The 20,675-nt window shown below is 70.9% G+C and carries 14 protein-coding genes; 11 read left to right on the top strand and 3 right to left on the bottom strand.

Going from position 1 to position 20,675, the window contains the following annotated elements:
• The first annotated feature begins 71 nt into the window (after window positions 1-71).
• Window positions 72-896, top strand: coding sequence for a TetR family transcriptional regulator (locus ACJX2R_RS38275; protein ID WP_413103810.1), 825 nt, complete (start codon window positions 72-74; stop codon window positions 894-896).
• Window positions 897-1,749: 853 nt separating this feature from the next.
• Here ACJX2R_RS38275 and ACJX2R_RS38270 read toward each other — a convergent pair.
• The gene (locus tag ACJX2R_RS38270; protein WP_413103809.1) at window positions 1,750-3,600 is read right to left on the bottom strand and encodes a glycoside hydrolase family 97 catalytic domain-containing protein; all 1,851 of its coding nucleotides are present in this window, start codon (window positions 3,598-3,600) and stop codon (window positions 1,750-1,752) included.
• Window positions 3,601-3,749: 149 nt separating this feature from the next.
• Here ACJX2R_RS38270 and ACJX2R_RS38265 point away from each other — a divergent pair, with 149 nt between their 5' ends.
• The 8 genes from ACJX2R_RS38265 (at window position 3,750) to pssA (ending at window position 14,762) form a co-directional block, all read left to right on the top strand.
• The gene (locus tag ACJX2R_RS38265) at window positions 3,750-6,617 is read left to right on the top strand and encodes a glycosyl hydrolase family 95 catalytic domain-containing protein (RefSeq protein ID WP_413103808.1); all 2,868 of its coding nucleotides are present in this window, start codon (window positions 3,750-3,752) and stop codon (window positions 6,615-6,617) included.
• Window positions 6,618-7,007: 390 nt separating this feature from the next.
• Window positions 7,008-8,375 (top strand): crotonyl-CoA carboxylase/reductase, encoded by a 1,368-nt coding sequence (gene ccrA, locus ACJX2R_RS38260; RefSeq protein ID WP_413103807.1) that lies wholly within the window; start codon window positions 7,008-7,010, stop codon window positions 8,373-8,375.
• Window positions 8,372-10,390, top strand: a complete 2,019-nt coding sequence (locus tag ACJX2R_RS38255; RefSeq protein ID WP_413103806.1) for a protein meaA — start codon at window positions 8,372-8,374, stop codon at window positions 10,388-10,390. The genes ccrA and ACJX2R_RS38255 overlap by 4 nt, the downstream gene beginning before the upstream one ends.
• The gene (locus ACJX2R_RS38250; protein ID WP_413103805.1) at window positions 10,387-11,358 is read left to right on the top strand and encodes an HpcH/HpaI aldolase/citrate lyase family protein; all 972 of its coding nucleotides are present in this window, start codon (window positions 10,387-10,389) and stop codon (window positions 11,356-11,358) included. The genes ACJX2R_RS38255 and ACJX2R_RS38250 overlap by 4 nt, the downstream gene beginning before the upstream one ends.
• Window positions 11,359-11,361: 3 nt before the next feature.
• On the top strand, window positions 11,362-11,868 hold the full coding sequence (locus ACJX2R_RS38245) for a MaoC family dehydratase (RefSeq protein WP_262705386.1): 507 nt from the start codon (window positions 11,362-11,364) through the stop codon (window positions 11,866-11,868).
• Window position 11,869: 1 nt separating this feature from the next.
• Window positions 11,870-13,072: an acyl-CoA dehydrogenase family protein gene (locus ACJX2R_RS38240; RefSeq protein ID WP_413103804.1), complete on the top strand. Its 1,203-nt coding sequence runs from the start codon at window positions 11,870-11,872 to the stop codon at window positions 13,070-13,072.
• 180 nt (window positions 13,073-13,252) lie between these two features.
• Window positions 13,253-13,909 (top strand): phosphatidylserine decarboxylase, encoded by a 657-nt coding sequence (locus ACJX2R_RS38235; protein WP_413103803.1) that lies wholly within the window; start codon window positions 13,253-13,255, stop codon window positions 13,907-13,909.
• On the top strand, window positions 13,896-14,762 hold the full coding sequence (gene pssA, locus ACJX2R_RS38230) for a CDP-diacylglycerol--serine O-phosphatidyltransferase (protein WP_185057963.1): 867 nt from the start codon (window positions 13,896-13,898) through the stop codon (window positions 14,760-14,762). Before ACJX2R_RS38235 ends, pssA begins: the two co-directional genes overlap by 14 nt.
• Window positions 14,763-15,608: 846 nt before the next feature.
• On the opposite strand, the gene ACJX2R_RS38225 is transcribed toward pssA, so the two are convergent.
• A complete protein-coding gene (locus ACJX2R_RS38225) occupies window positions 15,609-16,742 on the bottom strand; it encodes a glycerate kinase (protein WP_413106047.1) in 1,134 nt (377 codons plus the stop codon).
• A gap of 291 nt (window positions 16,743-17,033) precedes the next feature.
• Between ACJX2R_RS38225 and ACJX2R_RS38220 the strand changes: the two genes are divergently transcribed.
• Together ACJX2R_RS38220 and ACJX2R_RS38215 are read left to right on the top strand one after the other, a co-directional pair.
• Window positions 17,034-18,767: a hypothetical protein gene (locus ACJX2R_RS38220; RefSeq protein WP_413103802.1), complete on the top strand. Its 1,734-nt coding sequence runs from the start codon at window positions 17,034-17,036 to the stop codon at window positions 18,765-18,767.
• Window positions 18,768-18,770: 3 nt separating this feature from the next.
• On the top strand, window positions 18,771-19,841 hold the full coding sequence (locus tag ACJX2R_RS38215) for an ADP-ribosylglycohydrolase family protein (RefSeq protein WP_413103801.1): 1,071 nt from the start codon (window positions 18,771-18,773) through the stop codon (window positions 19,839-19,841).
• On the opposite strand, the gene ACJX2R_RS38210 is transcribed toward ACJX2R_RS38215, so the two are convergent.
• Window positions 19,838-20,632, bottom strand: a complete 795-nt coding sequence (locus ACJX2R_RS38210; protein ID WP_413103800.1) for a TetR/AcrR family transcriptional regulator — start codon at window positions 20,630-20,632, stop codon at window positions 19,838-19,840. The genes ACJX2R_RS38215 and ACJX2R_RS38210 overlap by 4 nt on opposite strands.
• Window positions 20,633-20,675: the final 43 nt, after the last annotated feature.

Raw genomic sequence — 20,675 nt, 5'->3', positions numbered from 1 at the left:
GGGGCGGGCTGCTGGAGCCTTCCGTCGGTCTGCCCCCGCACCGGCACTCACAAGCGTGTTACGTTCCCCACATGTCCCAGCCCGTGAAGGCCACGCGTACGGAGCGTACGAAGCGAACCCCCTCATCCGGTGGCGGTGAGAGCGCGGGAAGCCGCCGCGCCGCGGCCCAGCGTCTGTCCATGCGCCGCAAACTCGCGGCCGCGGCGATGGAGTTGTTCGCGACGCAGGGGTACGAGGCGACGACCGTCGACGAGATCGCGGCCAGGGCGGGGGTGGCCCGGCGCACCTTCTTCCGCCACTTCCGCTCCAAGGAGGAGGCGATCTTCCCGGACCACGACGACACGTTGGTGCGGGCGGCGGCGGTGCTGGACGCGGCGCCTCCGCATGAGAACCCCCTGGACACCGTGTGCCGTGGGATCAAAGAGGTCATGCGGATGTACGCGGCCTCGCCGGCCGTCTCCGTGGAGCGCTACCGGCTGACCCGGGAGGTACCGGCGCTGCGGGAGCGGGAGATCGCCTCGGTGGCCCGCTACGAGCGGCTGTTCACCCGCTATCTGCTGGGCCACTTCGACGAGGGCGCCCACCACGACGGCGACGACGATCCGCTGCTGGCCGAGGTCGCCGCGTCGGCCGTGGTCACGGCCCACAACCATGTGCTGCGGCGCTGGCTGCGGGCGGGCGGGGAGGGCGATGTGGAGTCCCAGCTGGACCACGCGTTCGCGATCGTCCGCGAGACCTTCGGGAGCGGCATCGGGGGACGTCCCGCCGTGGCCGGCGGGCGCCCCGCGGCGGCCGTCTCGGCGAGGGAGGAGGACGAGGTGGTGGTGATGGTGGCGCGGACGGACGCGCCGCTGACGGAGGTCATGCGGACGATCAAGGAAGCGTTGCAGCGCTAGCGCTGCGGTTCGCCGGGTCCGCCGGTCCTGGGCTCGCCCCCGGGCTTGGTGACCCTCGATTTGGGCTGGAGCCGCCCGCCCATGCGGTTGGTTCGGCACCGCCGGACCACACCGTCTGACGTCCCGCCGTCGCGGCGGGGAGGGAGGGGCGGCACCCGCCCCTCCCACAGCCGACCCCGGGCCCGAGGGCCCGCCCAGCAGGCAGTTCGGCACCGCCGGACCACACCGTCTGACGTCCCGCCGACGCGGCGGGTAGGGAGGGGCGGCACCCGCCCCTCCCACGGCCGACCCCGGGCCCGAGGGCCCGCCCAGCAGGCAGTTCGGCACCGCCGGACCACACCGTCTGACGTCCCGCCGTCGCGGCGGGTAGGGAGGGGCGGCACCCGCCCCTCCCACGGCCGACCCCGGGCCCGAGGGCCCGCCCAGCAGGCAGTTCGGCACCGCTGGGCTGCGCCGTCTGACGTCTCGCCGAGGCGGCGGGGACGAGGGGCGGCACCCGCCCCTCCAACGGCCGCAGACAGGCCCCAGACCCGATGGCCCGCCGAGCAGGCAGCTCGGCACCGCCGAGCTGCGCCGTCTGACGTCCCGCCGACGCGGCGGGGAGGGAGGGGCGGCACCCGTCCCTCCCACACCCGCAGACAGACCCCGCACCCTATGGCCCGCCGAGCAGGCGGTTCGGCACCGCCGGGCTGCGCCGTCTGACGTCCCGCCGTCGCGGCGGGGACGAGAGGCGGCACCCGCCCCTCCAACGGCCGCCCCCGGGCCCGAGGGGCGGGGTCCGCCCCCCACAGGTGGACCCCGCCCGCGCCGCGCCTGCGCCGCCCCGGCAGGGGGCGGCGCAGGCGCGGGCGCCTCAGTCGGTCTTCGTCAGCTTCGCCGCGAAGCCGCCGTTCTTCGGGACGTCCACCTTGAGCCGGGAGGTCGCCGTGACCTCCTTGGTCTCGGTGACGACCTTTCCGTCCGGGCCGTCCTTCCACACCTCGATCCGCCAGCCGCCCTTGCCGAGGAAGCTCAGCGGCTCGTCCAGCGTGCGGGCCTCGCCCGAGGTGATCGCGCCCAGGTACCAGGTGTCGCCGGAGCGGCGGGCCAGGACGGCGCGGTCGCCGGGGTCGCCGTCGACCAGCTTTGTCTCGTCCCACACCGTGGGCACCTGGTTCAGGAACTTCAGCTCGAGCGGCCTGCTCTCGTAGGACTCCACGCTGTCGGCGAAGTGCTGCACCCCGGACTCGTAGACGACCGAGAGCGCGAGTTCGGCCGCGTCGCTCGTGGGCCGCACGCCGGTGAAGGTCACCGGGGTGAAGTCCATGGGCCCGATGAGGTTCCGGGTGAAGGGCAGGGTCGTGTAGTGCGCCGCCGGGAAGGGCTGGCGGCCCGGCTTGGGGCGGGTGCCCTCGGCGCCCTTGACCGCCTCGGTGCTCATCAGCTGCGGCCAGGTCCGCTCCTGGCCGCGCGGAATCGTGGCGCCGTGGAAGTTCAGCATCAGCTTGTGCCGGGCGCTGTCCCTGAAGACCGCGTCATACCAGCGCATCCGGTCCTGACCGTCCGACTCCAGGAAGTCGATCTTCAGTCCGGCGATCCCCCAGGACTTCCACAGCGGGAACAGCCGGTCCCGCTCGCTCTGCGCGTCGATGGTCTGCCAGCGGGCCCACAGCCAGACCCCGACGCCCTTCTCCTTGGCGTACGCGGTCAGCTCGGGCATCCAGGAGTCGCTCCAGCCGGAGTCCACCAGGATGTACTCCCAGCCCTCGCGCGCCGCGAAGTCCACGAACTTCTTCTGGGCGTCCAGGCTGGTCGGGCTCTGCCCGTCCGACCACCAGGACCAGGCCGCCTTGCCCGGCTTGATCCAGGAGGTGTCGGCGACCTTGGAGGGGGCGGCCAGATCGGTCGGCAGATCGCTCTCGGTGACGGTGGCGAGGTCTCCGATGACCATGGTCCGCCAGGGGGTGGTCAGCCCGGGGCCGCTGACCTCGGCGGGGTCGGGGAGGGTGAGCTTGAAGCGGTCGGTGGCGGAGTCGAGGGTGAGCCGGGAGCCGCCGTAGGAGCTGTTGAGGTCCGCCTCCTCGATAAGCATCCAGCTGGAGCCGATGTGGAAGAGCGACGGATAGCCGTAGTCGCCCGCCTTGGCGTCGGCCACCGTGCCGTGGTCATGGGCGGACTCGTAGTCCTGGCGGCCGTTGTCGTACGGCAGGAGGAAGGAGTCGGCGGACGGCGGGACGGCGTACTCGGTGCTCTCGCCGAGGACGGTGACCGTCCCCTTGTCCGGCAGCACATAGCGGTAGGCCAGGCCATCGGCCGCGACCCGGATGACCACCTTCAGCGTCCGCCCGTCCTTGCGGAAGGTGAAGGTCGACTCGGCGGCGTCGGAGGTGTGCTGGGTGCGGCGGCCGGTGGTGGTCGTATAGGTCTCGTGGACCTTGCGGTCGCTGCGCCCCGCAAACCGCAAGCCCTTGCTGAAATCGGTGTCGGCGGTGCGGATGCCCAGCCCCGACGGCCGCAGCACGGTGGTGGAGCCATGGCGCGCGGTCAGGGTCAGCGCACCCTCGTTGTTCAGCTTGAGCTCGCCACTGACCTGCCCCTTTCCGGTCAGCCGCCAGTCCTGCGCACGACCGTCCGATGCCGCCGCCGCCCGGAGCGGCACCAGCACGGCGGCCGCGCAGGCGAGGGCGGCCACGGCTCTGGTGACCTTTGATCGTGCCGTTCGCATCGTTCCTCCTCGTTCACCGCATCCTCGACACGGCGCTCGATACATCAGAGCAATCGGGTGCCTTGACGCATCATCAGCCCGTTTCTACGCTCCCGTCTAGCCAAATCATCGGAGCAATCTGTTCGCTTCGGGGACGGGAGAAGATCGGGATGCCAGTCAGCAGACGTGGATTCCTGGGCCGGGTGGCGGCGGGCGCGGCCGCGAGCACGGCCGTCGGTGTGACCCTTCCCGAGCAGGAGGCGGCCGCACAGCCACAGCATTCGGTGACCCTGCGGGGCATGCGCACCGACCAGGAGTGGGAGCGCTTCCTCAGCGGTCAGGATCTGCTCTGGAAGCGCTTGCCGAGAACGTGGTACGAGGGGCCGTTCCTCGGCAATGGCCTGCTCGGCTCGATGATCTACCAGGAGCCCGGGGAGAACGCGCTGCGCTTCACGGTCCACCACAGCGAGGTGCAGGACCACCGGCCCACGCAAGGCGGCAGCGACTGGGGCGTGGCGCGGCTCCCGGTGGGCAATCTGCTGCTGCGCCCGGTCGGCGCCATCACCGGCGTCGATCTGCGGCTGGACCTGTGGAACGCCGAGCTGCGCGGCACGGTCACCACGGACAAGGGGGAGCTGAAGCTCCGCGCGCTGGTGCACAACGACCGCACCACGCTGCTGGCCACCGTCGAGGCGAGCGCCGGCGAGGAGGGGTTCCGCTGGGAGTTCAAGCCCTCACCGGCGGTCAGTCCGCGCATCGTCCGCGAGGATCCGCCGAAGGGCTTCGAGCCCAACCCGGCCCCGGTCAGCCGCACCGAGGACGGGCTCGGCGTCACCGTCCAGTCGCTGGTGGCGGGCGGGCAGACGGTGAGCGCGTACAAGCAGCGCGGCAGCGGCCGGGAGCGCACGTACTACCTGGCCGTGGCGCACTCCTATCCGGGTACGGACGCGGAGGGCCGGGCGCGGACCACCGTGCGCAAGGCGTCCGCGCTGCCGGTCTCCAGCCTGCGGCGCACCCACTACGAGTGGTGGCACCGCTTCTACCGCAAGAGCTTCATCTCGGTGCCCGACGGGATGCTCCAGAGCTTCTACTGGATCCAGCTCTACAAGCTGGCCTGCGCCGCCCGTGAGCACGCCCCCGTCATGGCCACCACCGGCCCGTGGGTGGAGCCGACCCCATGGCCCGGGGTGTGGTGGAACCTCAACGTCCAGCTGGAGTACTGGCCGGTGCACGGCTCCAACCACCTGGAGCTTGACGCGATTCCGCGCACCCTCGCGGAGAACACCGATGTGCTCATCAGCGGCCTCAAACCCGAGTACCGCGCCGACTCGGCCGGGCTGCGCCGCTCCACGGACGCGCAGTGCGAGGACAACGGCACGGTGCCGGTGCCGGGCGTCGGGGACTCCCCCGAGGTCGGCAATCTGCCCTGGGCGCTGCACAACGTCTGGCTGAGCTACCGCCACACCATGGACCGGGGCCTGCTGGAGGACGTGCTCTATCCGCTGCTGCGCCGCTCCACCAACTACTACCTCCACTTCCTCACCCAGCAGCCGGACGGCAGGCTGCACCTGCCGAAGACCTTCTCCCCCGAGTACGGCGCGGCCCCGGACTGCAACTACGACCTGGCGCTGCTGCGCTGGTCCTGCCAGACCCTGCTGACCACGGTCGAGTTGCTGGGCAAGGACGATCCGCTGGTGCCCAAGTGGCGCGAGGTGCTGGAGAAGCTGGTCGACTATCCGGCGGACGAGAACGGCTTCATGATCGGCACCGGGGTTCCCTTCGCCAAGTCCCACCGCCACTACTCCCATATGCTCTCGGTCTACCCGCTCTACCTGGTCAACTGGGACCAGAAGGAGCACCGGGACCTGATCGCCCGCTCGTTGGAGCACTGGATCAGCTTCGAGGGCGCGCTGCGCGGCTACAGCTTCTCGGGCGCGGCCTCGATCTCGACGCAGATGGGGCGCGGCGATGACGCGCTGAAGTATCTGCGGGAGCTGGTGGCGCGGTTCATCCAGCCCAACACCCACTACTACGAGGCGGGTCCGGTGATCGAGACCCCGCTGTCGGGCGCACAGGCCATCCACGACATGCTCTGCCAGAGCTGGGGCGGGACCATCCGCTTCTTCCCCGGGGTGCCGGGCGAGTGGAAGGACGTCACGCTGCACGACTTCCGTACCCAGGGCGCTTTCCTGGTCAGCGGGGTGCGTACGGGCGGGACGACGCGCTGGGTGCGGGTGCGCAGCCTGGCCGGGGAGCCCTGCCGCGTCCGCCACTCGATCGGCGGCCGGGTGGCGGTCGCCGGGGTGGGCGGCCCGGCGCCGAAGTGGCGTGATCTGGGGAACGGCGAGGTCGAGCTGGAGCTGGGCCGGGAGGACGAGGCGGTGATCTACCCGGCCGGCGCCCGGCCGGACTTCCGGATCGCCCCGGTGAAGGTCGCCACCCCGGCCGAGCCGTGGGGCCTGCCGGAGCTGCCGCAGGCGGGCGCGGTCACCCAGGTCGACCTGACCGGGCACTTCGACAACGACGCCATCACCACCGAGATGTACTACGGGGACGGCGACTTCGACGGTACGGGCCGCACCTATCCGATGGCGCAGCTGCCGCAGACCGGGCAGACCGAGGACGAGGGGATCGCCTTCGCGTTCACCAACGGCAGCGAGGGCTCCAACAACAATGTCATCGCCGCGGGTCAGAAGGTCACGGTGGCGGCGGGCGGCTACACGAAGCTCCATGTGCTGGGCGCGGGCGACACCGGCAACGTGTCCGTCCCCGCCGAGGCCACGTACGCCGACGGCTCCACCGGCAAGCTGACCATCCAGCTGACGGCCTGGATGTCGGGTCCGGCGTACGGGGAGACGGAGGCGGTGCGGACGAGTCAGATCCACACCCGTACCGGCCCGTTGGGCACCAAGGCCGCGATCTTCCACCAGGTGGTGGAGCTGGACCCGGGCAAGGAGCTGTCGGCGATCACCCTGGGCGCCCCCTCGGGCACCGCACGGGCGCATATCTTCGCCCTCTCGCTGGAGAAGGACGACTGACGAGGGCTACGAGGGCCACTGACGAAGGACGCGCACAACCGGATACACACCGCGACGGCCGCCCCGCTTGGGGCGGCCGTTGTTGCTCATGTGTGCACTGGAGATGACAACTGAGGGAAATTGTTGGCACCCAGTGTCTTGCGGCGTGGCACAGAGTGCCATACGGTGATGATGTCCGGGCGGCCGGCGCACTGCCAACCATCGTGCGTCGGCTGTCCCCGCAACCGCTTTGCGCGCCCGGACAACGCCTGCGTCACCAGGCACCCGGCGCCACCCGCGCCGCATCGAGCACCACCTCCGCCGAACCGACGGCACAGCATCAGCAATCACCCGTCACGAGCCCAGCGTTCCCTCAGGCGTCCCCTCATGGACGCTTCGCCGGAGGCACCGATGAACGAGATACTTGACGCGATCCTGGCGTCGGACACAGCACCCGAGGAGTTCGCGGCACTGCGCGTCCCCGAGTCGTACCGCGCGGTGACCGTGCGCAAGGACGAGGCCGAGATGTTCTCGGGCCTCACCACCCGGGAGAAGGACCCCCGCAAGTCACTGCACGTGGACGAGGTGCCGGTGCCCGAGCTGGGCCCCGGAGAGGCGCTCGTCGCCGTGATGGCCAGCTCGGTCAACTACAACTCCGTGTGGACCTCGATCTTCGAGCCGCTGCCGACCTTCGGCTTCCTGGAGCGGTACGGCAAGCTCTCCCCCCTGGCCAAGCGGCACGACCTGCCGTACCACATCATCGGCTCCGACCTCGCGGGCGTCGTGCTGCGCACCGGCCCCGGCGTGAACTCCTGGAAGCCGGGCGCCGAGGTCGTCGCGCACTGTCTGTCGGTCGAGCTGGAGAGCGCCGACGGCCACAACGACACCATGCTCGACCCCGAGCAGCGCATCTGGGGCTTCGAGACCAACTTCGGCGGACTCGCCGAGATCGCGCTGGTCAAGTCCAACCAGCTGATGCCCAAGCCGGCCCATCTGAGCTGGGAGGAGGCGGCCGCCCCGGGCCTGGTCAACTCCACCGCCTACCGGCAGCTGGTCTCCCGCAACGGCGCCGGGATGAAGCAGGGCGACAACGTCCTGATCTGGGGCGCGAGCGGCGGGCTCGGCTCCTACGCCACCCAGTTCGCGCTGGCCGGCGGGGCCAACCCGGTCTGTGTGGTCTCCTCGCCGCAGAAGGCCGAGATCTGCCGGCGGATGGGCGCCGAGGCGATCATCGACCGCACCGCCGAGGACTACACGTTCTGGAAGGACGACGGCACCCAGGACCCGCGCGAGTGGAAGCGGTTCGGCAAGAAGATCCGCGAGCTGACCGGCGGCGAGGACGTGGACATCGTCTTCGAGCACCCGGGCCGGGAGACCTTCGGCGCGTCCGTCTATGTCACCCGTAAGGGCGGCACGATCGTCACCTGCGCCTCGACCTCCGGCTACACCCACGAGTACGACAACCGCTACCTGTGGATGTCGCTGAAGCGGATCGTCGGCTCGCACTTCGCCAACTACCGCGAGGCGTGGGAGGCCAACCGCCTGATCGCCAAGGGCAAGATCCACCCGACGCTGTCCAAGACGTACCGGTTGGAGGACACCGGCCAGGCCACGTACGACGTCCACAACAACCTCCACCAGGGCAAGGTCGGCGTGCTGTGCCTGGCCCCCGAGGAGGGCATGGGCGTGCGCGACCAGGCGATGCGCGAGCAGCACATCGACGCCATCAACCTGTTCCGTGACCGCGACGGCCACAAGCCCAGCCGGGGCGTGCGATGAGCGGCACACCCCGCCCCAAGGACCGCCCCTGGCTGATGCGCACCTACGCCGGGCACTCCACCGCCGAGGCGTCCAACGAGCTGTACCGGCGCAACCTGGCCAAGGGCCAGACCGGGCTCTCGGTCGCCTTCGACCTGCCCACCCAGACCGGCTACGACCCGGACCACATCCTCGCCCGTGGCGAGGTGGGCCGGGTCGGGGTCCCGGTCTCGCACCTGGGCGACATGCGGCGGCTGTTCCAGGAGATCCCCCTGGAGCGGATGAACACCTCCATGACGATCAACGCGACGGCGATGTGGCTGCTGGCGCTGTACCAGGTCGTCGCGGAGGAGCACGGCGCCGATATCGCAAAGCTCCAGGGGACGACGCAGAACGACATCGTCAAGGAGTACCTGTCGCGGGGGACGCATGTCTTCCCGCCGGGCCCGAGCCTGCGGCTGACCACCGACATGATCGCGTACACGGTCAACCACATCCCCAAGTGGAACCCGATCAACATATGCAGCTACCACCTCCAGGAGGCCGGGGCCACTCCGGTGCAGGAGATCGCCTTCGCGATGTCCACGGCGGTCGCCGTACTGGACGCGGTGTTCGCCTCCGGCCAGGTTCCCGAGGACCGTAAGGGCGACGTGGTGGCCCGGATCTCCTTCTTCGTGAACGCGGGCGTCCGCTTCATCGAGGAGATGTGCAAGATGCGCGCCTTCGGCCGCATCTGGGACCGGATCACCCGCGAGCGGTACGGCATCGAGAACCCCAAGCACCGCAGGTTCCGCTACGGCGTCCAGGTGAACTCGCTCGGCCTGACCGAGGCCCAGCCGGAGAACAACGTCCAGCGCATCGTCCTGGAGATGCTGGCCGTCACCCTCTCCAAGGACGCCCGCGCCCGCGCCGTCCAGCTCCCGGCCTGGAACGAGGCGCTGGGCCTGCCCCGCCCCTGGGACCAGCAGTGGTCGCTGCGCATCCAGCAGGTCCTCGCCCATGAGAGCGATCTGCTGGAGTACGACGACATCTTCGAGGGCTCCCATGTGATCGAGTCCAAGGTCGCCACGCTGGTGGAGGAGGCCGAGGCCGAGATCGAGCGGATCCAGGAGATGGGCGGCGCGATGGCCGCCGTCGAGTCCGGCTATCTCAAGGCGCGGCTGGTGGCCTCCCACTCCGAGCGCCGGGCGCGGATCGAGGCGGGCGAGGAGAAGATCGTCGGCGTCAACTGCTACGAGTCCACCGAGCCCAATCCGCTCACCGCCGACCTCGACACCGCGATCATGACGGTGGACCCGGAGAACGAGGCACGGGTGGTCTCGGCCCTGCACGCCTGGCGCGAGCGACGCGACGAGGGGCCCGCCCAGGACGCCCTCGGTGCCCTCCGTAAGGCCGCCGTGGGGACCGACAACCTGATGGAGGCCACCCTGCGCTGTGCCCGCGCGGGCGTGACCACCGGGGAGTGGGCCTGGGCGCTGCGCGATGTCTTCGGCGAGTACCGCGCCCCCACCGGGGTCGGCGGCGCGCCCCTGTCCGTCGCCACGGAGGCGGGCTCCAAGCTGGCCTCGGTCCGCGAGAAGGTCGGGAAGACCGCGGCCGATCTGGGCGGCGGAAGGCTGCGGCTGCTGGTCGGCAAGCCGGGTCTGGACGGGCACAGCAACGGCGCCGAGCAGATCGCAGTACGGGCCAGGGACGCCGGTTTCGAGGTGGTCTACCAGGGGATCCGGCTCACCCCGGAGCAGATCGTCTCGGCGGCCGTGGCCGAGGACGTGCACTGCGTCGGGCTGTCGATCCTGTCCGGGTCGCACGCCGAGCTGGTGCCGGACGTCCTGGAGCGGATGCGCACCGCGGGCGCCCAGGACATTCCCGTCATCGTCGGCGGGATCATCCCGTCCTCGGACGCGGCCGCCCTGCGCGCCGCGGGTGTCGCCGCCGTTTTCACCCCCAAGGACTTCGGTATCACGGAGATCATCGGCCGTATCGTCGATGAGATCCGCGCCGCGAACACGCTTCCCCCTCTGGAGGTTCTCGTATGACCGCCCCCGACGCCGCCGGCCGCCTGCGTCCGCGCCGTTCGTGCCTCGCCGTGCCCGGCTCCAATCCGCGCTTCCTGGAGAAGGCCCAGGGACTCCCGGCCGACCAGGTCTTCCTGGACCTGGAGGACGCCTGCGCCCCGCTGGCCAAGGAGGACGCCCGGCACACCATCGTCAAGGCGCTGAACGAGGGCGACTGGACCGGTAAGACCCGGGTGGTGCGGGTGAACGACTGGACCACCCACTGGACGTACCGGGACGTCATCACGGTGGTGGAGGGCGCGGGCCCGAACCTGGACTGCATCATGCTGCCCAAGGTGCAGGACGCCCAGCAAATCGTGGCGCTGGACCTGCTGCTCACCCAGATCGAGAAGACGATGGGCTTCGAGATCGGGCGGATCGGCATCGAGGCGCAGATCGAGAACGCCAAGGGCCTGGTCAACGTGGACGAGATCGCCGGAGCCTCGCCGCGGCTGGAGACCATCGTCTTCGGCCCGGCCGACTTCATGGCGTCCATCAACATGAAGTCGCTGGTCGTGGGCGAGCAGCCGCCCGGCTATCCGGCGGACGCCTATCACTACATCCTGATGCGGATCCTGATGGCGGCCCGCATGCATGACCTCCAGGCGATCGACGGACCGTACCTCCAGATCCGGAACGTGGACGGGTTCCGCGAGGTGGCCGGGCGTGCGGCCGCCCTCGGCTACGACGGCAAGTGGGTGCTGCACCCCGGCCAGGTGGAGGCGGCCAATGAGGTCTTCTCGCCGTCGCAGGAGGACTACGACCACGCCGAGCTGATCCTGGACGCGTATGACTACTGCACCTCGGCGGAGGGCGGTATGAAGGGCTCGGCGATGCTCGGGGACGAGATGATCGACGAGGCCAGCCGCAAGATGGCCCTGGTCGTCGCGGGCAAGGGCCGCGCCGCCGGGATGAGCCGTACGTCCACCTTCCAGCCCCCGGAGGCGTGAGCCATGCAGTTCGGCCGTACCTATGAGGAGTTCACGGTGGGCGACGTCTACCGGCACTGGCCGGGGAAGACGGTCACCGAGTACGACGACCACCTCTTCTGTCTGCTCACCATGAACCATCACCCGCTGCACATGGACAGCAACTACGCCGAGAAGACGACCGATTTCGGCAAGAACGTGGTGGTCGGCAACTACATCTACTCCCTGCTGCTGGGCATGTCGGTCCCCGATGTCTCCGGAAAGGCCATCGCCAATCTGGAGGTCGAGTCACTGCGGCATGTGGCGCCCACCTTCCACGGCGACACCATCTACGGCGAGACCACGGTCCTGGACAAGACGCCGTCGAAGTCCAAAGCCGACCGGGGCATCGTGTATGTGGAGACCAAGGGCTACAAGCAGGACTCCACTCTGGTCTGTGTCTTCCGGCGCAAGGTGATGGTGCCGACCGCCGCATACATCAAGGAGCGGGGCGGCGAGCAGCCGGGCCGCCCGGAGCTGGGAGAGCAGTGATATGAGCCGCCTCGCACAGACGGAGGGCCTGACCGACATCCAGCGGGAGATCCTCTCCACGGTCAGGGATTTTGTCGACAAGGAGATCCTGCCGGTCGCGACCGAGCTGGAACATCGCGATGAATATCCGACGGCGATCGTCGAGGGACTGAAGGAGCTCGGCGTCTTCGGGCTGATGATCCCGGAGGAATATGGCGGACTGGGCGAGTCACTGCTCACCTACGCACTGTGCGTGGAGGAGATCGCCCGCGGCTGGATGAGCGTCTCAGGCATCATCAACACCCACTTCATCGTGGCGTACATGCTCAAGCAGCACGGCACCGAGGAGCAGAAGGAGTATTTCCTTCCCAAGATGGCGCTGGGCGAGATCCGGGGCGCCTTCTCGATGTCCGAGCCGGGTCTTGGCTCGGATGTGTCGGCCATCACCAGCAAGGCGGTGCGGGACGGCGATCAGTACGTCCTGAACGGGCAGAAGATGTGGCTGACCAACGGCGGCAGCTCCACCCTGGTGGCGGTCCTGTGCCGGACCGGCGAGGCCCAGGAGGGGGTCGCGCCGCACAAGGCGATGACCGCCTTCCTGGTCGAGAAGGAGCCCGGCTTCGGGGACGTCCGGCCCGGTCTGACCATCCCCGGCAAGATCGAGAAGATGGGCTACAAGGGGGTCGACACCACCGAGCTCATCATGGACGGACTGCGCATTCCGGCCGATCGGGTGCTCGGCGGAGCGCCGAACCGAGGTTTTTACCAAATGATGGACGGAGTCGAGGTCGGCCGGGTGAATGTCGCCGCCCGCGGCTGTGGTGTGGCTCGGCGCGCTTTCGAGCTGGGCGTCGCATACGCACAGCAGCGGCATACCTTCGGTAAGCCGATCGCCCAGCACCAGGCCATCCAGTTCAAACTGGCCGAAATGGGAACAAAGGTCGAGGCGGCGCATGCGATGATGGTCAATGCGGCCCGGAAGAAGGATTCGGGCGCGCGCAACGACCTCGAGGCGGGAATGGCGAAGTACCTGGCGTCGGAGTACTGCAAAGAGGTCGTGGAGGACGCCTTCCGCATCCATGGCGGGTACGGCTTCTCCAAGGAATACGAGATCGAGCGGCTCTACCGGGAGGCACCGATGCTTCTCATCGGCGAAGGGACCGCTGAGATTCAGAAAATGATTATTGGACGGAGGCTTCTGGAGGAATACCGAACCCAAGACTGAACGTCCCTTTTGGGGTGGTATCCGAGAGAAGAAGGTCACACCGCGCCGAGGGTCTTCGGTCACTGACAAGCCACCGACGGGCCCTGGCGCTTGCCCAGTTACCGCTCGCAACCGATACCATCCCGTAAAGCCGCCGTCCCCAGTCTTGCGTCGCGGCATCCTCCGCTACGAAGGTCATCCATGCCCCACAGCCAATCCTCTGCACAACGCGACAGCCTGGCCGGTGTACGCCTCGCGCGCGGAGCGTCGCCGTGGCTCCTCCCGACCGTCGCCACCGCGGCGGTCAGTCTTGCTCGGTCCCGCCGCTCCGGACGCTGGGCGGCGGTCGCCGTGCCCGCCACCGCGCTCGCGGCGGGCATGCTGTGGTTCTTCCGCGACCCCGAGAGAGAGATCACGCAGGGCCGTGTGATCTCCCCGGCCGACGGCGTGGTGCAGAGCATCATGCCGTGGAAGGACGGGCGCACCCGCGTCGCCATCTTCATGAGCCCGCTCAACGTCCACGTCAACCGCGCTCCGCTGGCCGGTACGGTGACCTCCGTGGAGCACATCCCCGGCGGCTTCGTTCCCGCGTTCAACAAGGAGAGCGAGAACAACGAGCGGGTCGTCTGGCACTTCGACACCGAGCTGGGCGACATCGAGATGGTCCAGATCGCCGGCGCCGTCGCCCGGCGTATCGTGCCTTATGTGCCACAGGGCACGAAGGTCGAACAGGGTGAGCGGATCGGTCTCATCCGCTTCGGCTCGCGGGTCGACGTATACCTCCCCGAGGGTGTCGATGTCGCGGTCGAGGTCGGCCAGGCCACCACCGCGGGGGTGACTCGCCTTGACCGTGATTGATCCCGATACGCAGGCCGCCTGGGTCCCCGAGGCCGAGGTGGACGCGACCTGCGTCGACGAGACGGACGACATGCCGCTGTCGACGCGGCTGTCGATAGCCGACACGCTGACCCTGGGCAATGCCACGTGTGGCTTCCTGGCGGTCTACTTCACCACCACCGGCGTCCTCATCCCGCACCTCACGGGCAGCGAGGACGGCGGGATGACCCGGCACAGCGCCGCCTCCGCGGTGATGCTGATGCTGCTCGCCTCCGTCTTCGACCTCTTCGACGGGCTCGTCGCGCGGAAGCTGCGCAGCTCGGCGATGGGCGCGGAGCTGGACAACCTCTCCGACCTGATCAGCTTCGGGCTGGCCCCCGCGTACTTCGTCCTCGTCTGGGGGATGGTGTCCGACGACGCGTATCAGCGGGTCTCGGTGGTGGGCGCGATCGTGGTGCTGCTGGCGGTGGTGCTGCGGCTTGCGAGATTCTCCTGTGTCACGCTGCGTGACGGCGTGTTCCAGGGCATGCCGAGTCCGTTCGGCGCACTGACGGTCGTCTCGGTGGTGCTGCTGGGGCTGCCGTTCGTGCCGACGCTGCTCGCGATCGTGGGCGTGGCGTGGCTGATGGTGAGCCGGGTGGAGTACCCGAAGCCGCGCGGCCGGCTCGCGGTGGCCATGCTCGGCTGGATCGTCACCAGCATGGCCCTGCTGGCCGCCTGGGCCTTCGAGGCCCCCGGCGGTGAGCTCCTCCTCCAGTCGGCCTGCGCCCTCCAGGTCGTCATGGGCGCGGTGATCCCCCTCTTCGCCACGGCGCGCCGGGTGAACGCGTTCCGCGACAACCGCCGCGAGGCAAGGGCAGCCCAGCTGCCGTAGCGGCCGGCGGCCGCATCTGCCGGATGGGGTGGGCCCGAGCATTGTGCTCGGGCCCACCCCGTTCGGCGTTCCGGGGCCGCCCCCGCCCGCGGGGCCTCCGCCCGGACCGGGTGGCCCGGTGGCCCTGCCAGGGGCTTGTTCCCCACCCCGCCCCTTCCCGAATCCGGGGACAAGCCCCCGGCCCCCCACCGGGGCTCCGCCCCCCCCTCTGCCGCCGCCGCGACGCTCGAGCCCCTGCCGGGCGAGGGCAGGGGCCGGTGCCCTCCCAGGCCGAGGAACCAGGGGCCGCAGCCGCAGAGCCCGACCCACGGAGCGAGGGCAAGGGCGCACCCCTGGGTCCTGGGACCAAGCCCCTGCGGGTCCGAACGCAGGCCCGCGGAGATCGGAGCACAGCCCCGCAGATCCGGGACCCAGCCCCGCAGGCTCCAGCAGCTCCCGGCGGGGGCCGGGGCACAGCCCGCCCGTGGGGGCGGGGCACAGCCCTGGGGGTTGGGGCGCAGCCCCATGGGGGCCGAGTCGGAGCCCCACCGGGGCCGGGACGCAGCCCCACGGGGCGCGAGCCAGAGCCCCACGGGGGCCGGGGCGGAGCCCCGTGGGGGCCGGGGCGGAGCCCCGTGGGGGCCGAGGGCTTGCCCCCGGGTTCGGGAAGGAGCGGGGTGGGGAACAAACCCTCGGCCAGCGGCCCAACGGCAGAGCCGAACCCACGGAACCACGGCAAGGGCGCAGCCCCGCGAAACCCACGACAGCCCCGTCGGGCGCGGGGCGCAGCCCCGGCGGGGGGCCGGGGGCCTGACCTCGGTTCGGGAAGGGGCGGGGTGGGGAACAGCCCCCCGGTGGGGCGCGCTGTCAGGCGAGGAAGTCCGCCGCCAGGCGGGCTGCGGTGCGTTCCAGGAGAGGGCCGGCCTCGGCGATGCAGCGGGCCGGGTCCGGCTCCAGGTCGGTGAGGGCGTAGGCGCGGCGGATGCCCGCGTTGCCCAGGGCCGCCGGGGCCAGGGTCAGGCGGCCGCAGACCGCGACCACCTCGATGCCCCGCGCGCGGGCCGCCGCCGCGACGCCGGCCGGGGCCTTGCCGTGTAGGGTCTGCTCGTCCAGCGAGCCCTCCCCCGTGATCACCAGGTCGGTGCCCTCCAGCGCCGCGGGGAAGCCGAGGACGTCGAGCATCACCTCGATGCCGGGTCGGAAGGCCGCGCCCAGGCCGATGAGTGCGCCGAAGCCGATGCCGCCCGCCGCGCCCCCGCCGGGCGCGAGCGCGTACTCGGCGGCCGAGGCTCCGACCGCGCGCTCCAGGACGCGTACGTAGTGGGCGAGCGCGGCGTCCAGGGCCGCCACATCGTCCTCGCCCGCGCCCTTCTGCGGGCCGTAGACCGCCGCCGCGCCCTTCGGCCCGGTGAGGGGGTTGTCGACGTCGCTGGCCAGGACCGTCTCGGTGTGTGCGAGGCGCGGGTCGAGGCCGGACAGATCCGCCGTCGCGAGGTCCCGCAGCGGGCCCCCGCCCGGTGCGACAGGGGTACCGTCCTCCCGCAGGAAGCGCGCGCCCAGCGCGCTGAGCATCCCCGCGCCGCCATCCGTCGTGGCGCTGCCGCCCACGCCGAAGACGATCGTGCGGGCGCCCGCGTCCAGTGCCGCGCGCAGCAGCTCCCCGCTGCCGTACGTGGTCGCGGTGAGCGGCGCGAAGACCCCCTTCGGCAGATGGCGCAGCCCGGACGCCTCGGCCATCTCCACCACGGCCGTGGTCCCGTGCAGCGCGTACGCGGCCGTCACCGGCGCGCCCAGCGGGCCGGTGACCCGCGCCTCGCGCCGTTCGAAACCGGCCGCGACCGCCGCGTCCACCGTGCCGTCCCCGCCGTCGGCGACGGGCAGCGCCGCGATCCGCAGGCCCTCGCCGCCCCGGGGCGCGCCGCGGCGCAGACCCGCCGTGACGCGCTCGGCGACCTCCACCGCGGTGAGCGAGCCCTTGAACTTGTCCGCGGCGATCAGCACGCGCTTCGGAGGCGTCGCCTGGCCCTCCGCCCATGTCCTGGTCCCTGTCCCGCCCTCTGCCCTCGCAGCGTCCGTCACCTTGGTAACCCCTCGCATTCGCACAGGCGGTCGCGCCGCTGTGACCTTATCCGGCACGGACCCGCCGGTACACCCACCTCAGACGGGTTGCCGACTGCTGATTCGGTTGTTGGTCGTGGTTGGCCGGGGTGTCGCTCGATGGGGTGAGCGGGGCCGCTTCTCAGAGTGTTGGGGGTATGGGGAATGCATGATCGGTGATGGCGGATTCGTTCGATGCGGCGATGGGAGTGGCTGGTGGCGCGCAAGCGGGGGAGGGAGCGCGAGCTGCGTGTGATCGCTGCCCCGTTCACGGTGGCCGCTCCGTGCGGCGCGCGGATCCGGGACCGGCTGAAGGATCTGACGGCGGCGGATGTGAAGGTCCTGACGCTGGTCGGCAAGCACCTGGGCCACCACCAGCGGGCCGATCTCGCCGCACGTGTCCGGACGGGGAACGTCCCGGCGCGGCAGACCGGGCGGGCGGAGCGGAAGAAGCAGCTGACGGCGGTGTCCTCGTCAAGGTGGGCGGGCGCGATGACCCGGGTGTCAGAAGACCAGTACCAGCTGTCGATGCGCTGCCTGATCGATGAACGGGCCGGTCTGCGCCGCCGCATCTGGAAGATCGAACAGCGGCTGGCGGTGGCGTGCGGGCACAGGCAGGGCCAGGTGCGCGGGTATGCCGACCGGGCGGAACGCTGGCAGAAACAGCGGCACCTGAGCAAGCTCCAAGCCCGGCTGGCGGTGGTCGAGCAGCAGATCGACCAGGGGCGACCGTCAGTCACGGTGGGCGGGCGTCGGCTGGCCGGGACCCGTCACCGCCTCGCGGAGACCGGCCTGACCGAGGCCGACTGGCGGAAGCGGTGGGATGCTGCCCGCCTGTTCCTGACCGCCGACGGCGAGTCCGGGGCCCCGCACGGCAACTACACCATCACCGTCGACCCCGCGGACGGCTCGCTCACGCTGCTGCTGCCAGAACCCTTGCGGTATCTGGCCAACGCCCCGCGCGGCCGCTACCGGCTCTCCTGCACGGTCACCTTCCACCACCGCCGGCCGGAGTGGCTGGACCGGGTCAGCGCCCACCGGGCCCTGCGCTACGACATCGTCCATGACCCCGCCCGCGCCCGCTGGTACCTGGACGCGTCATGGTCCACCAGCACCACCCCACCCCCGAGCCCGGAAGAGATCCGGGCGTCCGGCGCGAGACTGCTCGCCGTCGACCTCAACGCCGACCACCTCGCCGCCATCGTCCTCGACCCACACGGCAACCCCGTCGGCGAACCCCACACGATCCCGCTGGAGCTGACCGGCCCCACCACCACACGGGACGGACACCTGCGAGCGGCCATCACGCGCCTCACCGCCCTCGCCCACGAGCACGACTGCGCCGCCATCGTGATCGAGAACCTGGGCTTCGCCGACGCCCGCACCACCGGCCGGGAGACCATGGGCCGCGGCCGCCGGGGCAAGGCCTTCCGCCGCACCGTGGCCCAGATCCCTACCGCACGCTTCCGCGAACGACTGCGCTCCATGGCCTGTCACCAGGGCCTGGCCGTCATCGCCGTCGACCCCGCGTACACCTCGATCTGGGGCGAGAGGTACTGGAAGAGCCCGCTCCAGCAGCAGACCAAGACCACCGTCACCCGGCACCACAGTGCCGCCGTGGCGATCGGACGGCGTGGCCTGGGACACAGGATCCGGCGTCGGCCAGGTACGACCGCACCCGACCAGAGGATCGGGCGGCGGAGAGCTACCGGCCAGACCGCATCCCTGCCCAGGCCACACGGGACCACGAGCCCACCCAGGACAACGGGCACGCCTCACCAGGGCGGCAAGACCCGACCGCGCCAAAGTGACCAACTCGTGCCGCTCCCCGACCTCGAAGACCGTTCGCGAGGTCACCAGGCCCCAAACAGCCTGGTCTGTAGCGAGTTGACCGACACTGGCCAACTCCCATTGGAACGGTACACCTGACCCATGGCCCTCAGCGGGAGCGCACTCGCGGACCGGATCCTCGGCGGCTGGCTCGGCCGGATCGCCGGGAACATGCTCGGCAAACCCGTCGAGAACGGCGACCATTGGACCCGCGACCGCATCGACCGGTATCTGCGCCGCGCCGACGCCCTCCCGCTGACCGACTACCTCCCCGCGCTGGAGCCGCCGCCCGACCCGGTGGAGTTCGAGCTGCGCCCCGAATGGCAGAGTTGTGTGCGCGGCCGGATCCACGGCAGTTGCCGGGACGACGACGTGGACTACTCCGTCCTCGGCCTGCACCTGCTGGAGACGTACGGCCCCTGCTTCAGCACCGAGCAGGTCGGCGAGGTGTGGCTGCTGCGCCTGCCGTACCTACAGACCTTCACCGCCGAGCGGGCCGCCTACCGCAATCTCACGGCCGGGGTGAGGCCGCCGCTCACCGCGACCCTCGACAACCCCTACCAGGAGTGGATCGGCGCCCTGATCCGTGCCGATGTCCACGGCTGGGTCAACCCCGGCGATCCGCGGCGCGCCGCCGCGATGGCCCGCCGCGACGCCGTCCTCTCCCACACCGGCAACGGGGTGTACGGGGCGATGTGGGCGGCCGCGCTGATCGCGGCCGCGTTCACGGCGGACGGTCCGCGCGCCGCCGTCGACAGCTCCCTGGACCGGATCCCGCCGCGCTGCCGCCTGGCCCGTACGGTGCGCCGGATCGCGTCCCTGCACGACGCGGGCGTGGCGTGGGCGGACGCGCTCGCCCAGCTCGAGCGGGAGACCGCCGGACTGCCCTGGATCCATGTGGTGCCCAACGCCGCCGTCCTCACGGCCGGGCTGCTCTATGGCGCGGGCGACTTCACGGCCACGGTCGCCCTGACGGTGCGCGGCGGCCTGGACACCGACTCCAACGGCGCCACGGCCGGTTCGGTCGCGGGAGTGCTGTGCGGCGCGGCGGCCATCCCGGCGCAGTGGACCGAGCCGCTGGAGGACCGGGTGCGCAGCGCCGTCTTCGGCTTCGACGGGGCCCGCATCAGCGATCTGGCGGCGCGTACGCACCGGCTGGCGGTCTCGGGCTAGGGGGTATCTGAGCGCCGACGCTCCGGATCGGCGATCCGGTCCAGCCATTCCCGCAGGAGGCCGCGTTCGGGCGCGGTCAGCGCGTCCGTCCGGGGCAGCGCGGCGCGCAGGGTGACGGCGGCCGCGACGGGCCCGGGCTCGGTGGCGGCGGGCGCGTCCGTGGTGATCGCCGCGATGGCCGCCTCGCGGGCGGTACGGGACAGCTCCGGATCGCGGCGGTCCTCGGGCGTGGCGATGAGCGTGAACGTCGTACCGCAGCCCGCCGCGTGGACCAGGGCCGCGGCGCGCTCCTCGGGGATGGCGAGCCGCCCCGCCTCGGCGATGCGCCGGATGAGCCGGGCGAGCATCTCGAAGGCGGTGACGGCGGCCGGTGAGGACACCCCGGGGCGGTGCCCGCCGTACATCAGCGAGTACAGCGCCGGGTTGGCCAGGCCCAGGCCGATGTGCTGATCCCAGCCGGCGCGCAGGTCCTCGACCGGGTCATCGGTGGGTTCCTCGGCGGCCTTGCTGTTCACGTACTCCGCGAAGCCGTACGCGACGACCGCGTCGAGCAGGCCCTGTTTGTCGCCGAAGAGCCGGTAGATGGTCGGCGGCTGCACCCCGGCCGCGGAGCTCACCGCCCGGGTCGAGACCGCGTCGGGGCCGCCGTCGGACAGCAGCCGGGCGGCGGCCGCGACGATGCGGTCGCGGTTCCCGTCCCGATTTCCGTCGCGGTTCCCGTCGCGGTCTCGGTTTGCCTCGTGGCTCGCGTCGTGGTCCGCGTTCGGCGCGATGGCGCCCTCCCTCTCCATGCTTCCAACGATAACAGGCCGCCGTTAGCGACTCTCCGTTTCC

It is taken from the genome of Streptomyces sp. Inha503, assembly GCF_047215865.1.
GTDB classification, from domain to species: Bacteria; Actinomycetota; Actinomycetes; order Streptomycetales; family Streptomycetaceae; genus Streptomyces; species Streptomyces lycopersici.
This window is presented reverse-complemented; position numbering and strand designations above follow the sequence as displayed.

Coding starts and splice junctions, on each gene's coding strand:
- ACJX2R_RS38250 (WP_413103805.1), top strand. CDS start 10,387: ATGACCGCCCCCGACGCCGCCGGCCGCCTGCGTCCGCGCCGTTCGTGC.
- ACJX2R_RS38275 (WP_413103810.1), top strand. CDS start 72: ATGTCCCAGCCCGTGAAGGCCACGCGTACGGAGCGTACGAAGCGAACC.
- ACJX2R_RS38265 (WP_413103808.1), top strand. CDS start 3,750: ATGCCAGTCAGCAGACGTGGATTCCTGGGCCGGGTGGCGGCGGGCGCG.
- ACJX2R_RS38210 (WP_413103800.1), bottom strand. CDS start 20,632: ATGGAGAGGGAGGGCGCCATCGCGCCGAACGCGGACCACGACGCGAGC.
- ACJX2R_RS38270 (WP_413103809.1), bottom strand. CDS start 3,600: ATGCGAACGGCACGATCAAAGGTCACCAGAGCCGTGGCCGCCCTCGCC.
- ACJX2R_RS38255 (WP_413103806.1), top strand. CDS start 8,372: ATGAGCGGCACACCCCGCCCCAAGGACCGCCCCTGGCTGATGCGCACC.
- ACJX2R_RS38220 (WP_413103802.1), top strand. CDS start 17,034: ATGCGGCGATGGGAGTGGCTGGTGGCGCGCAAGCGGGGGAGGGAGCGC.
- ACJX2R_RS38245 (WP_262705386.1), top strand. CDS start 11,362: ATGCAGTTCGGCCGTACCTATGAGGAGTTCACGGTGGGCGACGTCTAC.
- ACJX2R_RS38235 (WP_413103803.1), top strand. CDS start 13,253: ATGCCCCACAGCCAATCCTCTGCACAACGCGACAGCCTGGCCGGTGTA.
- ACJX2R_RS38215 (WP_413103801.1), top strand. CDS start 18,771: ATGGCCCTCAGCGGGAGCGCACTCGCGGACCGGATCCTCGGCGGCTGG.
- ACJX2R_RS38240 (WP_413103804.1), top strand. CDS start 11,870: ATGAGCCGCCTCGCACAGACGGAGGGCCTGACCGACATCCAGCGGGAG.
- ccrA (WP_413103807.1), top strand. CDS start 7,008: ATGAACGAGATACTTGACGCGATCCTGGCGTCGGACACAGCACCCGAG.